This window comes from Leisingera sp. XS_AS12 (genome assembly GCF_041224635.1).
Taxonomy (GTDB): Bacteria; Pseudomonadota; Alphaproteobacteria; order Rhodobacterales; family Rhodobacteraceae; genus Leisingera.
The window spans coordinates 1-12815 of record NZ_JBGFGM010000114.1 but is presented as its reverse complement, the minus strand read 5'-3'; the positions used below and the strand labels follow the sequence as shown (position 1 = coordinate 12815).

The window sequence follows — 12815 nt, the reverse complement described above, 5'->3', positions numbered from 1 at the left end:
CTGGCGAGCGCGGCGAAACCGCTCAAAGCGAGAGGGAGGAGGCGGGCAGGAAGGGCCATGACGGTCACACCGGTCTAAAATGCTGTACTGTATGGCATATTGGATGGAAGCCCCCAGTCCACAAGGAGATTTGGGCGTAATACACGGTTTTGTCGCAAACACCTTCAAGCGTCCCAACTCTCGCTCACGCGAACTCTACGCCTGAAACTCAGGCTAGATTGGCTCTCTAATCAACGGGAACAAAGCCCAATTCAAGCAGATCCGCGTCATTGTTCGGGTCAGTATGCCTGGGTTTATCCGCTGAACGATCCCGGTGGTCAGAAAGGGTCTCGTGAGCGTGGTCGTCATTGGGAGCGGCAATACCCACCTCCCGGCGCTCTTCAGAAGAGAACAACTTTTGGCCGAGAACCGGAGACGCTGGGACTTGATCGTCATTCAAACCAGTAAAGACAAGGCATTCCTTCTTGAAGGTATCGACGCTGATGCCGCGGCTGTCGCCAATGGTCTGAGACATGATGACGTCGCCTGTTTCCAAGTCCACTGTGAAGATCTCGGATATCTGCTGCGGCTTGGAGTGGATGATCACGTAACTCTTCTGGTAGTAGCCCTGCCCCTTCTGGGAGCTGTTTATCACTGATCCCAGTGTGGTGCCCTCCTCGCCAATCAGGTTGGGCCCAAACTCTATCAGGACAGCGTCCCCTTGCACCGCTGGGGTCTTCAGCGTCATGATGACTAAGGGGTAAGTGATCCCGTTCTCCCCTTCTGACCCGCGGAAGCCTGTCCTGTATCCCTCCCAGCGCCCGGCGTCGCATTGAACGATCGTGGTGTTTGATGAGGCAGAGACGGAAGAAATCGGAAGCAGGGCAAGAATAATACCCGATACGAGCTGCCGGAAAGGCATGCGCAATTCCCTTACTGTTCATCTTCGATTGTTCGCAGGCTGGCCCCGTGGGGCAGTTTCCGGCGAATCTTGCGGCGCAGATCGAACACGAACGCCACAAGCTGCGCAACCTCCGCCCAATGCGCTTCCGGGATTGCCTGGTCAACCTCGCAGGTTGCATGCAGCGCCCTGGCCAGCGCGCGGCTCTCAATGACCGGCACGTCGTGCTGGTAGGCAAGATGGCGGATATTGCCCGCGATCAGGTCGACGCCCTTGGCCACGCAGACCGGCGCCGGGTCCAGCCCGCGCTCATATTTCAGCGCAACCGCATAATGCGTCGGGTTGGTAACCACCAGCGTTGCCTGCGGTACCGCCTTCTGCATGCGCTGGCGGGCCCGCTGGCGGCGGATCATGTCTCGTTTGCCCTTGATGTGCGGATCGCCTTCGGTGTCCTTGTGCTCGTCCTTGATCTCCTTGAGGGACATGCGCTGCTTTTTCATGTGGCTGTACCGCTTCCACCCGATATCAGCCATCGTCACCGGGATCATGAGGATCGTGATCCAGGCAAGCATGCGCGTGGCTTGCGATGAAATGGCGGACGGAAGGTATTCCGGGATCATGACCGCGCCGGGCAGGAGCGAGCTGATCACCCCGTAGGCCACCGTCGCGGCCAATGCCCCGACGAGGATCAGCTTGATGAAGCTCTTTGCGAACTCAACGAGGTTATTCACTCCGGCCAGCCGCTTGATGCCTGCCATCGGCGAGATCTTGTTGGGCTTTGGGGTGATGCGCTCCTTGGACACGACAAACGGCCCCTGGAGGGCGCCGGACACGGCCGCCGCGGTCAGCAGGATCCCCAGAACCCCGGCGGCAATCATCGACACCTGGTACACCGGCGCCGTAAGTGCGCCCCTCAGGTCTTGGAATGCGGTTTCGCCGGAACTGGTGTCGATCGTGCCTGCAAGGTCAAACAGAGACCCCAGAGCGCTGGCAGCATCGGCTGCGTGCCGTGGCAGATACAGGCCCGCACAGACCAGGAGCGCGCCGTAGATGAACAGGTGCCCGACTTCCTTTGAGGTCGGGACATCGCCCTTTTCCCTGGCCTTCTTGAGCTTGCGCTCTGTTGGCTCTTCCGACTTGGAGCTGTCATCGTCAGTCTGGGACATGATCAGCGCACCAAGGTTTCAAACCAGAGCGACAGCTGCTCGTTCTGGTAGGTCAGAATTGCCGGCACCGCCAGGGCCAGGAGGGCAAGCCCGGCGACAATCAGGCCCGGTCCGGCCACGAAAAACACCTGCATCGCAGGCATCACCCGGTTGGCCAGGCCCATGCCGAGATTAAGCAGCAGGCTGAGCACATAGAACGGCGCGCCCACGGCGGCGGCGATGTAGAAGGCAGAGGCGCCGATGCGGGCGATCTGGCTTGCCATATCTCCGATCATGACCTGGCCGGGGGGCAGGATCGCATATGAGCGCATCAGCCCGGTCAGGATGACATGGTGCGTATTGGTCAGAAAGATACAGGCCACCGCCCCGAAGGTGAGCAGCGTGGAAATCGTCGATCCGCTCTCAGGGCTGCCCTGATTGGGTGTCAGCGAGTTGCTCAGGCCCGCGGCAAATCCGATCTGCGCGCCAAGCACGTGGAAGGCCGCCATGAAGAGCCTGGCGCCGGTCCCGATGAACACGCCGATCAGCGCCTCAAGCCCCAGCAGGAGTGCGAAGAGGGTGACGTCTTCCGGCACCTTTGGCGCTGGAAGTGCAGGCATCAGGCCAAGCGCGAGCGCGATCCCGAAGGAAATCTTTGCCCGCGGCGGGATATGGGTGTCGCCAAAGCCGGGCAGCAGAAGGGTCGCAGTGCCAATGCGCGCATAGACCAGCGCCACCATAAGGACCCATTCCTCTGTCAGCTGAGCAATGAACGTGCCGCCCATGTCACTCCCCGATCTGGGCGACGGTTTTCATTTTGCTCTTCCAGTGGATCTCGGAAAAGGAAAGGATCGGCGTCATCGGAGCAATACGCTCAAGCATCGATCGGATGATCGGCCGGTATTCAGGGCTGACAACCAAGGCAGGCCATTCATCCCGGGCCGCGTAGCCCTGCAGCACGCCGCGGGCCGCCCGGCCGAATTCCTGCACCTTCGCCGGGGACATGGTGCAGATGGTGTCATCGCCCTGAATCTTGACCGAGCTTGCGAATTCCTGCTCCCACTGGCTGCCGAGGGTAACGGTCTGGATGAAACCGTCGCTTCCCTCCAGGGACTTGCAAATCTGGGCTGAGAGGGCCTTGCGGACATGCTCCGCAACCAAAGTGGCATTCGTCGAGATGACAGCCGCTTCAGCGATGGATTCCGCAATCAGCGGCGTATTCTGAATGGAAATGCGTTCCGACAGCAGTTTCCGCAGGATATTGCGCAGCAGGATCACCGGGGACGGGCAGGAGATATCCTGAATGAGTTTGCGGTATGCAGGCTCAAGGCTATTCATCACCTCGCGTGCGGCGCCGTAGGTCATCATTTCCGGCATGTTTTCCTTCAGCGCCTCAGTGAGGTGCGTGACGATGACGCTTTCGGGGTCGACTACAGTAAAGCCGCGAGCTTCCGCGTCCGGCGCTGACCCGGAGTCGATCCAGATCGCAGGCAAACCGAACGTGGGCTCTTTCACCCGCTCGCCCGGCAGGTCTGTCGCCTCGCCTGCGGGATCAATCACGAGCCTGCCGCCAGGGCGCAGCTCCCCGGTGGCGACCTCAACGCCCTGAACGTTGATCCGGTAGGCTTTGGTGCTGGCAAGCTCGCCGTCCTTGATGCGCACCGGCGGCAGGACAAAACCGTATTCCTTCTGGAACATCTCGCGCAGGCTCTTGATCTTCCCCGGCAATGCGGCGTCATCGCTGTTGAGCATGACGATGAGGCTCCGGCCCATTTCCAGGGTCACTGTATCAATACCCGAGGATTGCTCTGGTTCGGCCTGGGATTTCTTCTCAGCCAGAGCCTTCTCCGCATCAGCCTTTTGCTGCTCGTTTTGCTGCGCATCCCGTGAAAAAACGCCCAACGCGGCCAGCACCGCGGCAACCGCGGTGAACAGCAGGAAGGGGAAGCCCGGCAGAAGCCCCATGACGAAAATCAGGCCGCTTGCCACGAAAACCGCCTTCGGACTTGCCGAAAGCTGCTTCGTCACAGCTTCATTGGCGGCGCCTTCGGTGGCGCCCTTGGTCACGATGATGCCCGCCGCGATAGAAACGATCAGGGCCGGGATCTGAGTGACCAGACCATCGCCGATTGTGAGGACGGTGAAATTGTGGAGCGCATCGCCGATGTCCATGCCGTGGCGGGTGATGCCGATCAGGATGCCGCCAACGACGTTGATCAGCGTAATGATGATACCGGCAACCGCATCGCCGCGGACAAACTTGGCCGCACCGTCCATAGCGCCAAAGAAGCCGCTTTCATCCTCAACCTCTTTGCGCCGCCGGCGCGCTTCCACCTCGTCAATCATGCCTGCGCCAAGGTCGGCATCGATTGCCATCTGCTTGCCGGGCATTGCGTCCAGCGAGAAGCGGGCGGAAACCTCAGCGATACGCGTCGACCCCTTGGTGATGACGATGAAGTTGATCGCAACAAGGATACAGAACATGACCGTGCCGATCACATAGTCGCCTCCGACCACAAAATCGGCGATCCCCTGAATCACGTTACCCGCGGCATCAGTGCCGGTCTGACCTTCAGACAGAATGAGGCGGGACGAGGCGACGTTGAGCGAGAGCCGCATCATCGTCACAACAAGCAGCAGGGTGGGAAAGCTGCTGAATTCGAGCGGCTTGCGGACCCACAGGGCAACCATCAGGACCAGTACGGATACCGACATGGACAAGGCCAGGCCAATATCAAGGAGGATGGCGGGGAGCGGCACAAAGAGGATGGCCAGCACCGCACATACCGCAATCGCAAATGAGACATCGCGATGCCGGGACATGATCCCGAGGCGCGCGGATAGAATGTCAAGAACAGCCGATTTCTGTCGTTCTGCTTGTGCCATGGGCGGAGCTCCTGATTACTGACCGGTACGGGACGGGGAAATTTCGTATCCGGGGATCAGCGGGGCAGGCGCGCCGCGCTGATATCCGGTTTCTGATGCGGCGGCCTCGCGCTTTGCAGGCCGTGCGGCGGGCGGTGCGGCAAGACGGCGTGTATAGCGCCGCTTGCCCGGGTTGGCCCGGACAGGCGCATCGAGCGGGTTCATCTTGGCCCTCATTGGCGCGGCGGTTCCGGCTGGCTGGCTTGCTTCCGGCTGGATGCGCCTTTGCGCCGCCATCGGCTGGGCTGGCAGGGCCGCATCCGGCCCCAGCCGCTTCAGCTCTTCAAGGCTTGGCATGGCATGCCCGTATGGCCCATCCAGAGACGGAACCTGCTGCAGGCGCGCCTGAACCGGTTGCTGGCTGGCAGCGGGCGGCGCGCTCTCTGCCTGTGAGGCAGGCTCCTGGAACGCAAACAGACCGCCGAAGCCTTCGGCGCCACCGAATCCGGGGAGAGCCACAGCCAGGAGAGCGGCGCAGATCAATGATTTTCGCATCATCAAAGGCCGCCGCTTACGATGAGATCGAAGGACTGATCGGTAAGCTTGGTGAGAGCCGAGTAGATCAAGGGCAAGCAGAGGACAATCGTCACAAAGATTGCGGCAATCTTTGGCACGAAAGTCAGTGTCATCTCCTGAACGGAGGTCAGGGCCTGGAACAGGGCGATCCCCAGCCCGACCGCCATGGCAACCGCCAGGACAGGGCCTGAGGCCACCAGGATCGTCCAGATGGCCTCAGTGATGACATGATGAATATCCTCTGCGCGCATGTCAGACGGTCATCCGCAGGACTTCCTGGTAGGCGCCGACGACCTTGTCACGCACGGCGACAGCGGTATCCAATGCCGCCTCCATCGCCATAGTCGCCTGAACAACCTCCTGAGTGGACATCTTGCCCTGCAGCCCGGCGACCGCAGCACGATCACCGGCCCGGACAGTCTCCACCGTGTCGCGCAGAGTGTCCTCAAGCATTGCGGAGAAGCTGGGACCTTCGGCGGCGGCCGCAGCTGGCACCGAGGCCGCTGGTACGGACTGGCCCGCCTTGTAGGCGCGCAGGGCGCCATTGGAAAACATGCTATCCATGAGAGATCCTTCTTAAAAATCCAGCATATCGGTTGTCATCCGGCGCATTTCACGGCTGGTCGCGATCATGTTGAGGCTGGCCTCGTAGCTGCGGGCGGCCTCACGCATGTTGGCCATCTCGACAAGGGGCTCGACGTTCGGGCGCTCGATGTAGCCCTGCTCATCAGCGAGGGGATGGGAGGGGTCATACTGCAGCCGCATGGGCGACGGGTCATCCGACACTGCCGCGACCTCTACGAGGTTCGCACCGGTTTCCCGGTCGAGGACGCTGCCGAAAGTCACCACCTTGCGGCGGTAGGTATCTGACCCTGGCGCGCCGGCGGTGTCCGCGTTCGCCATGTTCTCGGAGATGATGCGCAGGCGCTCGGACTGCGCTTGCAGGGCGGATCCGGCTGTGCGGGCCACAGCGCTGAGATTGTCCATGGACGGCTCCTTACTTCCCGTTGACCGTAGCGATCATCTGGTGGGCTTTGCTGTAGAGCTTCGAAGCGAGGCGGTATTGGCCGGAGACCGATGCCGCGAGAATGGACTGCTCCTCGAGGATCACGCCGTTGCCATCCAGGGAGCGGCCCCATTCGCTTTTCGCATCAATTACGGAAACGGCGCTTCCAAGCGCTTTGCCCAGATAATCGTCGAAACTCTCGACATCCCGGGCGTTGTAGCCGGGGGTGTCCGCATTGGCGATGTTTTCTGCAATGACCTTCTGCCGTTCGGCAAGCCAGGTCATCCTCTGGCTTGCTGTCTGCAGCCAGGAAGTCGGCGTATCGGCCATGTTTGTCCTTGCGAAAAATCTAATCAGGAGTTTTTATACACCGGCTCGATCCCGGAATGGAACCCTGCTTATGGAACGACCAACAAAATTTTCGCAAATGCGCAGCAGCCTGCGCAAGCTGTCCGGTCCTGCCGTCAGCGGCAAGGTGACCAGCGTTGGAGGTCTTGGCCTGACCGCATCCGGACTCGGCGAAACTGCGAAAATCGGTGATGCGGCGCTTGTTGCTGGCCGGATCCGGGCGGAGATTGTGGCAACGAGCCCTGAGGGCATCCGGCTGCTGCCGTTCGGGACCTGGGATGGCATTGGCCGCGGTGACCAGGTTGAGCTGCAGCCGGGCGGCGGGGATATCTTCCCCGGCTCGGAATGGATCGGGCGGGTCGTTGATGCTTTCGGTGAACCTCTCGACGGGATTGCGCTGCCGGATGGCCCCTGTGCATATCCGCTGCGCAGCGCGCCGCCTGATGCTTTTGACCGGCGGGTCATGGGTGCAAAGCTGGAGACCGGCATTCGGGCGATCGACATCTTCACGCCGATCTGCCGCGGACAGCGCCTGGGCATCTTCGCCGGTTCCGGCGTTGGCAAATCCACCCTCATGGCCATGCTCGCCCGGCAAACGAATGCCGATGTGATCGTGATGGGCCTGATCGGGGAGCGCGGCCGGGAAGTTCAGGACTTCATCACCCGCGATCTGGGCCCGGAAGGCATGGCACGTTCATGCATCGTTGTGGCCACATCGGATCAGCCGCCGCTGATGCGCCGCCAGGCGGCACTGACGGCGACATCCATTGCGGAGTTCTACCGCGATCAGGGTAAGCAGGTGCTGCTGATGCTCGACAGCGTAACCCGCTTTGCGACCGCGCAGCGTGAAATCGGGCTGGCTGCGGGAGAGCCGCCGGCGACCCGCGGCTACACGCCAACCGTCTTCACCGAGCTGCCACGCCTGCTTGAAAGGTCAGGGCCGGGCTCGGTGCGAAAGGGGGGCGGGGATATCACCGCGCTCTATACCGTGCTGGTGGATGGCGACAACATGAATGAGCCGGTCGCTGATACGGTGCGCGGCATCCTTGACGGGCATGTCGTGCTGGACCGCAAGATTGCGGAGACCGGCAGATACCCTGCCATCAACGTCGCAAAGTCCGTTTCACGGTCGTTGCCCGGATGCCATGTGCCGATCGAGCGTGCGATCATGAATGCCGCGCGCCGCGCGCTGGCGCGTCATGCGGATGTTGAGGATCTCGCCCGGATCGGCGCTTACCGTGCCGGTTCTGATCCGGCAACAGATGCGGCAATCCGCTTTGCCAGCCTGGCGGATGGCTTTCTGGGGCAAGGGACCCGGGATCCGCAGAGCAGCGAGGAAGCCTTCGCGGTCCTGTACGGCCTCCTGGCGGATGCGGGTGTTGAGGTCGAACTACCGGAACAGGTCAATCCGGCGGCTGCGGCGGCCGGATAGGGGCCTAGAGGTATGCGGCCGGGCGCCGGAGCAGAACCATTTCATCAGCATCGACCTGAGCGGCTTCCTGCTCTGCTTCCGCCTGGGCGGCCTTGATGTTGCCGTCAAGCTGTTCAGCGCTGCGCAGTTCCCGGTAGGCGTTCAGCACCTTGTCACGCTGGACGCCGATTTTGTTTTCAACATCAGCGATCAGGCCGGACAAGCGCTGGTTTTCCTGGCGGACCGCATTCAGGAAGCGGCCCCGGTATGGCATCGCCTCGATCATGGTGACCGAGGCGCCAGCGCGCCTGCTTTCCTCCAAGGCCGACCGTTCCCGGGTGAGCCTGTCAGCTTCGTCCTGCATGGATGACAGCACAACGGATTGCGCCTCCATTTCCTGCTTATGGAGGCGCGCGAGGAGGGCATATGTCTTCTTGCGGTCTGCCATCAGCCGCGGGCGATGGTGCGCTGCAGCTCGTCGACCTCGTTGAAGGTGGGGCGCAACCGTTCAGGGATGTTGCCCCGGCCGATTTCCACACACATGTTCGGCGGATGCTGCTGCGTCATGGCGACCACGATGTCGCGGATGACCTTGGAGAAGGTGTAGTCCGTCTCCTCGATCGCCTTGATGCGCTCAGCCACGGGCTGCACGACGCAATAGGCCAGGAAAACACCGAGGAAGGTGCCGACCAGCGCGCCGCCGATCATCACGCCCAGAACCTCTGGCGGCTTGTCGACGGACGACATCGTTTTGATCACGCCCAGGACCGCGGCTACGATACCGATCGCCGGCAGGCCATCTGCCATCGATGTGATGGCGTGACCGGCAATCATCCGTTCCTCCAGGTTGGTTTCGATCCGCTTTTCGATCACATCTTCCATCTGGTGGGGGTTGTCGAAATTCAGCGTCACCATCCGGAAAGCGTCGCAGATCAGCAGCGTGGTGGAGGTGTCTTTCAGGATCTTCGGATATTTGCCGAAGATCGAAGAGCTTTGCGGGTTCTCGATGTGCTGCTCCATATCCACGGGTGAGGCAGTACGCTGCATCCGGGTAAGTTCAAACAGAAGCATCAGCAGGTCACGGTAGTCTTTTGCGTTCCAGCGCGGGCCGGTAAAGGCACGCTTCAGACCGCCAGCGGTCAGTTTGAGGCTGGCCATGTCACTGGACACGATCAGCGCTCCGATCGATGCCCCGGCGATCATCATTCCCTCGAAAGGAAGCGCATGCAAAAGAACGTCAAAGTTGCCGCCCGACAGCGTGAAGCCGCCGAACACAAGCCCGAGCACAACGAGCAACCCCAAGGGGATCAGCATGGTGGTAGTCTCCAAAATCTCAATTGCGAGGAACATACTGCAATTCAGTTTTTCGCAAAAGATCAAGCTTGCAGAAATATGTGATTACAAATAGATTTTCGCATATTGCACAGGATATCTTGGAGACAGTCAGGTGGAGCTCTTGCCGCAGACATCGTTCATCAGAATTTTCGAACGGTCCGAGTTCGGGGCGCACCCCGACTGGCCTGCCGACATCGGCCTGGCATATGCCGTCCGGCACGGCGAGCCGGACCGGATTTATCCGTGGCACGAGAGCGAAAGCGCCGAGGACGTCCTGGCCCGCCTTGGCAGCAGCGGGGAGCAGGATTTCAGCGCATTCGGCGTCCACCCTGCCACAGAGGGATTCCCGCCAGCCGCTCACAACTTCGCGGCCGACCAGGCGCTGCTGCACGATATCGAAGCCCGGATCGCGGCAAATGACGACCTGCTGGATGAGGCTGACAATTTCGCGGTCAATTTCCGCTTTGCGCGTGACATGGGTATCAGCTTCCCTGCCGCCCCGGAGACGGAACAGGACAACGCAGAGGAGGCGGCTCCGGAAAATCCGGAAACCGCCGCCACGGCCGAGGCTCAAGGCTACGTCCCCTATCTGGAGCGCCAGGCGCTCCCCGGCGGCATGTCTGAGGCCGCATTCGAGCTGCCAGAGAATGGGGATGCGCTGTTGCGGTTCCCGGGCAGCGGAGCTGAAGCTGAGTGCCCCTCCAGCGAGATCCTTGTGCGTTCTGACGGAACCGGTTTTGCCCTGCCGCTTGGCCTTGTTGCGCCGGAGGGCGTCCTGGCCTCTTGCATCCGGTTGCCGCGCGATATCGTTTGCGGCCGCCTGGCCGGATCCGGCGCCCCGGCCGAACCGGTGGTGTCCATCACGGGCGAGCGTGTGTCCTTCGTGTTCGCCGCACCCGCACCGGTGCGCGCCAAGCCCAACAAGAGCATGGTGCTGATGGCTGGCTATGTCCTGCTGACGCTGTCCTTCCTCTGGGCCTGGGCAATCGATGAGTTCAAGGAAACTCAGGAACCCGGCAGCACCGTGAGCGCGCTGCGTAGCGAGCTCTTCAAATAACGGCTCCGCTGATCCCTGAAGCGCGGATATCTAGGATTTGCTTAACGGAGGCTGCGCCAGCCACCTCACGCCCCGACCTGAAGGCAGGCGGGGTTGTCGGGATAGTCGATTCGATACCCGTTGAAGTTTTAATTTCTTGCCTTATGCGTTGCTAAACCAATACGGGAGCGCATTTTTTATCTGAACTTTGACTAATTTATAAATCCATGCTTTACTTGGGTTGTGTGTATGAGTGTCGCGGAGGGGTGGTAATGCTTCGCATGAAGGGATTTCTTCTATTTATAATCGCGTCCATATTTTTCGGCGTAATCGCCGAGGCGCGCAGCGAACGGACAGTTACGGTCGTGGCGTGGGATGGACCTGAATTTAAGTTTCGCTGTGATAAAATGGCAAAAGCCGACACGCCATGGGGCACTGTAAAGACCTGTATTGCCCACTCTCTAATTTTAAAAAACCACAAAGTTAGCTTGACCATGAAAGTGAATGGTGGAGGTAGCGCAGATGCGGTCGTCAAGGTCAAAGACGACTGCAAAGCAGTGGCGACGGTTGCTGGTGTGCTTGATGTGGTTTTGTCAGGGAAGGTGAGTGAATCGACTGGTTCAGTCATTGTTGAGGCTTTTCATACATGCGTTGAGGGGCATGAAATCTACTACAAAGCTGTAAAGGGTGGGGCCGAGTTTACCACATCCCATGAGGAAAGTTTTGATTCATTAGGCGGCCATACAGATGCGCCCGAAGCCCCGGTAGTCTGTACGGTAACTGCATCCCAAAGCGCTCGGATAGTGGACCGGAATGGGTGGGGTGAGGACGTCGTAATAGCCGTCGACAATGGGTTTATCTACTGGATCGCGGGAGATGCTTTGTACCGCGCGCGCCATGATGGACCGTTGGTTGCTGAAATGGTTGACGGGGGTGGATGGAAAGGCAAGTCCACAATTGTCGTTGAGAATAATGTCGTTTATTGGGTGAGTGAAGGGGATATTTTTTATGCCAACCTTGCGAACCGCGAACCGGCCAAAACATTGAACTCCGGCGGCTGGTATGAGGATACAAAATTTGCAGTAGATGGTGAAATGATTTACTGGCTGGATCAGCAGGGTTATCTCTACGCCAGCAAATTAGAGCAGCCGCTAATTGCGAAGCAATTGAATAGCCAAAACTACTCTGACATTGATGGTCTTACCGTGAACGCCGGCAATATATTCTGGCAGATAGGAGGAGACCTTATTCAGCGCGGCGCATGTTTTGAGGAGGAGCCTTCCGTAGTGAACCGGGGCGGATTTGACGGCGGGGTCTCAGTAGCTGTAGGCGACGGCAAACTCTTTTGGACCGCCGAAAACAACTTGTATTCAATTCCCCTGGATCCTTCTAATTAACTAGGCCCCGTCGACAAATGTCCGCTCTAAATCCGGATGGATGTAAGTCCGACATCAGGTCTCGTGACAAGCTGGTCTCAATCGCAGATACCAGCTTGAATCACGTTCAGCGCTTCCTGTGGATCCCTTTTGTCAGCTCGGCCTAAGCTGCCCCATACCTCACTTTAGTCCAAAGAAGGCCTTCCAGCCACCTTCGCGAACGCGACGGATTTCCTTGCCTTCTGCAGATTCCTCGAAGTGTTTTCTTTCTTCTTCGGTGATGGGCATGTCGCGCCGGATCTTAAAATCAACAATCTCAGCTTCGGTTTTGATCGATCCAGTCTTGATCCGATAGTCCAGCTGCAATTGCCCAAGCTGAAACGCCTCAGTCTTGATTCCGTCTCCGCGCCGGATTTCACGCCCCTTGCCAGTTTGACCTCCCTGGAACACCTGTCTGTCTGGGGGATCGACGCGGTAACCGACCTGGAATTCGCCCGCGACCTGCGCCAATTGCAGAGCCTGAACATCGCGGATTCCGGTGTCACCGACCTGTCACCGTTGACCGGCCTCGACACGCTGGAGGTCTTCCTGGCGTTCAACACCGAGATCACCGACCTTTCGCCGCTGGCGGCGGCGAACCTGCGGGTCGCCTGGATCTCGAACTCTCCGGTGACCAGCCTGGCTGCGCTGGCGGGGTCAACACGCCTCGAGATGCTGCGCGCCGAGGGCACCCGGTTGCAGTCGCTGGACGGGCTGGCCAACAAACCGGCGCTGCGCACGGTGATCCTGTCCGACACGCCGGTTTCGGATCTCGGCCCGCTGGCCGGAGCGACAAGC

The 12815-nt window shown here is 60.0% G+C and carries 16 protein-coding genes; 4 read left to right on the top strand and 12 right to left on the bottom strand.

Annotation, left to right across the window (positions count from 1 at the left end; all coding sequences use genetic code 11):
• Positions 1 to 226 precede the first annotated feature (226 nt).
• Genes AB9K35_RS18285 through AB9K35_RS18245 form a run of 9 tightly spaced genes read right to left on the bottom strand, consistent with a single transcriptional unit; the run spans position 227 to position 6802 of the window.
• On the bottom strand, positions 227 to 901 hold the full coding sequence (locus tag AB9K35_RS18285) for a hypothetical protein (protein WP_369928311.1): 675 nt from the start codon (positions 899 to 901) through the stop codon (positions 227 to 229).
• An 11-nt stretch (positions 902 to 912) separates the two neighbouring features.
• On the bottom strand, positions 913 to 2046 hold the full coding sequence (locus AB9K35_RS18280) for a flagellar biosynthesis protein FlhB (protein ID WP_369928309.1): 1134 nt from the start codon (positions 2044 to 2046) through the stop codon (positions 913 to 915).
• Positions 2047 to 2048: 2 nt separating this feature from the next.
• Entirely contained in the window at positions 2049 to 2810 is a 762-nt protein-coding gene (locus AB9K35_RS18275) for a flagellar biosynthetic protein FliR (RefSeq protein WP_051357725.1), read from the bottom strand.
• 1 nt (position 2811) lies between these two features.
• Positions 2812 to 4911: a flagellar biosynthesis protein FlhA gene (gene flhA / locus AB9K35_RS18270; RefSeq protein ID WP_369928307.1), complete on the bottom strand. Its 2100-nt coding sequence runs from the start codon at positions 4909 to 4911 to the stop codon at positions 2812 to 2814.
• Between the two features lie 15 nt (positions 4912 to 4926).
• A complete protein-coding gene (locus AB9K35_RS18265) occupies positions 4927 to 5448 on the bottom strand; it encodes a hypothetical protein (RefSeq protein WP_369928305.1) in 522 nt (173 codons plus the stop codon).
• A complete protein-coding gene (fliQ, locus tag AB9K35_RS18260) occupies positions 5448 to 5717 on the bottom strand; it encodes a flagellar biosynthesis protein FliQ (RefSeq protein ID WP_027234468.1) in 270 nt (89 codons plus the stop codon). The genes AB9K35_RS18265 and fliQ overlap by 1 nt, the downstream gene beginning before the upstream one ends.
• Before the next feature lies 1 nt (position 5718).
• Positions 5719 to 6030, bottom strand: coding sequence for a flagellar hook-basal body complex protein FliE (locus tag AB9K35_RS18255; RefSeq protein ID WP_369928303.1), 312 nt, complete (start codon positions 6028 to 6030; stop codon positions 5719 to 5721).
• A 12-nt stretch (positions 6031 to 6042) separates the two neighbouring features.
• Positions 6043 to 6453 carry a flagellar basal body rod protein FlgC gene (flgC, locus tag AB9K35_RS18250; protein ID WP_027234470.1) on the bottom strand — a complete coding sequence of 137 codons (411 nt, stop codon included), beginning with the start codon at positions 6451 to 6453 and terminating at the stop codon, positions 6043 to 6045.
• Positions 6454 to 6463: 10 nt separating this feature from the next.
• The gene (locus tag AB9K35_RS18245) at positions 6464 to 6802 is read right to left on the bottom strand and encodes a flagellar basal body rod protein FlgB (RefSeq protein ID WP_369928301.1); all 339 of its coding nucleotides are present in this window, start codon (positions 6800 to 6802) and stop codon (positions 6464 to 6466) included.
• 70 nt (positions 6803 to 6872) lie between these two features.
• Between AB9K35_RS18245 and AB9K35_RS18240 the strand changes: the two genes are divergently transcribed.
• Entirely contained in the window at positions 6873 to 8252 is a 1380-nt protein-coding gene (locus AB9K35_RS18240; RefSeq protein WP_369928299.1) for a FliI/YscN family ATPase, read from the top strand.
• Positions 8253 to 8256: 4 nt separating this feature from the next.
• Here the strand turns inward: AB9K35_RS18240 and AB9K35_RS18235 are convergent, their stop codons facing one another.
• A complete protein-coding gene (locus AB9K35_RS18235) occupies positions 8257 to 8679 on the bottom strand; it encodes a flagellar FliJ family protein (RefSeq protein ID WP_369928297.1) in 423 nt (140 codons plus the stop codon).
• Positions 8679 to 9581 (bottom strand): flagellar motor stator protein MotA, encoded by a 903-nt coding sequence (motA, locus tag AB9K35_RS18230; RefSeq protein ID WP_322786332.1) that lies wholly within the window; start codon positions 9579 to 9581, stop codon positions 8679 to 8681. The genes AB9K35_RS18235 and motA overlap by 1 nt, the downstream gene beginning before the upstream one ends.
• Positions 9582 to 9687: 106 nt before the next feature.
• Here motA and AB9K35_RS18225 point away from each other — a divergent pair, with 106 nt between their 5' ends.
• Positions 9688 to 10623, top strand: coding sequence for a hypothetical protein (locus AB9K35_RS18225; protein WP_369928295.1), 936 nt, complete (start codon positions 9688 to 9690; stop codon positions 10621 to 10623).
• Positions 10624 to 10874: 251 nt separating this feature from the next.
• Entirely contained in the window at positions 10875 to 11999 is a 1125-nt protein-coding gene (locus AB9K35_RS18220) for a hypothetical protein (RefSeq protein WP_369928293.1), read from the top strand.
• Between the two features lie 159 nt (positions 12000 to 12158).
• On the opposite strand, the gene AB9K35_RS18215 is transcribed toward AB9K35_RS18220, so the two are convergent.
• Positions 12159 to 12344 (bottom strand): hypothetical protein, encoded by a 186-nt coding sequence (locus AB9K35_RS18215; RefSeq protein ID WP_369928292.1) that lies wholly within the window; start codon positions 12342 to 12344, stop codon positions 12159 to 12161.
• Here AB9K35_RS18215 and AB9K35_RS18210 point away from each other — a divergent pair.
• On the top strand, positions 12345 to 12815 hold a 471-nt coding region (locus tag AB9K35_RS18210), incomplete at its 3' end, for a leucine-rich repeat domain-containing protein (RefSeq protein ID WP_369928290.1).

What these genes read in the sequence shown, in the direction of transcription:
- flhA (WP_369928307.1), bottom strand. Translation starts at nt 4,911, where the DNA reads ATGGCACAAGCAGAACGACAGAAATCGGCTGTTCTTGACATTCTATCC.
- AB9K35_RS18280 (WP_369928309.1), bottom strand. Translation starts at nt 2,046, where the DNA reads ATGTCCCAGACTGACGATGACAGCTCCAAGTCGGAAGAGCCAACAGAG.
- AB9K35_RS18275 (WP_051357725.1), bottom strand. Translation starts at nt 2,810, where the DNA reads ATGGGCGGCACGTTCATTGCTCAGCTGACAGAGGAATGGGTCCTTATG.
- AB9K35_RS18265 (WP_369928305.1), bottom strand. Translation starts at nt 5,448, where the DNA reads ATGATGCGAAAATCATTGATCTGCGCCGCTCTCCTGGCTGTGGCTCTC.
- AB9K35_RS18285 (WP_369928311.1), bottom strand. Translation starts at nt 901, where the DNA reads ATGCCTTTCCGGCAGCTCGTATCGGGTATTATTCTTGCCCTGCTTCCG.
- flgC (WP_027234470.1), bottom strand. Translation starts at nt 6,453, where the DNA reads ATGGACAATCTCAGCGCTGTGGCCCGCACAGCCGGATCCGCCCTGCAA.
- motA (WP_322786332.1), bottom strand. Translation starts at nt 9,581, where the DNA reads ATGTTCCTCGCAATTGAGATTTTGGAGACTACCACCATGCTGATCCCC.
- AB9K35_RS18220 (WP_369928293.1), top strand. Translation starts at nt 10,875, where the DNA reads ATGCTTCGCATGAAGGGATTTCTTCTATTTATAATCGCGTCCATATTT.
- AB9K35_RS18240 (WP_369928299.1), top strand. Translation starts at nt 6,873, where the DNA reads ATGGAACGACCAACAAAATTTTCGCAAATGCGCAGCAGCCTGCGCAAG.
- AB9K35_RS18235 (WP_369928297.1), bottom strand. Translation starts at nt 8,679, where the DNA reads ATGGCAGACCGCAAGAAGACATATGCCCTCCTCGCGCGCCTCCATAAG.
- AB9K35_RS18245 (WP_369928301.1), bottom strand. Translation starts at nt 6,802, where the DNA reads ATGGCCGATACGCCGACTTCCTGGCTGCAGACAGCAAGCCAGAGGATG.
- AB9K35_RS18255 (WP_369928303.1), bottom strand. Translation starts at nt 6,030, where the DNA reads ATGGATAGCATGTTTTCCAATGGCGCCCTGCGCGCCTACAAGGCGGGC.
- fliQ (WP_027234468.1), bottom strand. Translation starts at nt 5,717, where the DNA reads ATGCGCGCAGAGGATATTCATCATGTCATCACTGAGGCCATCTGGACG.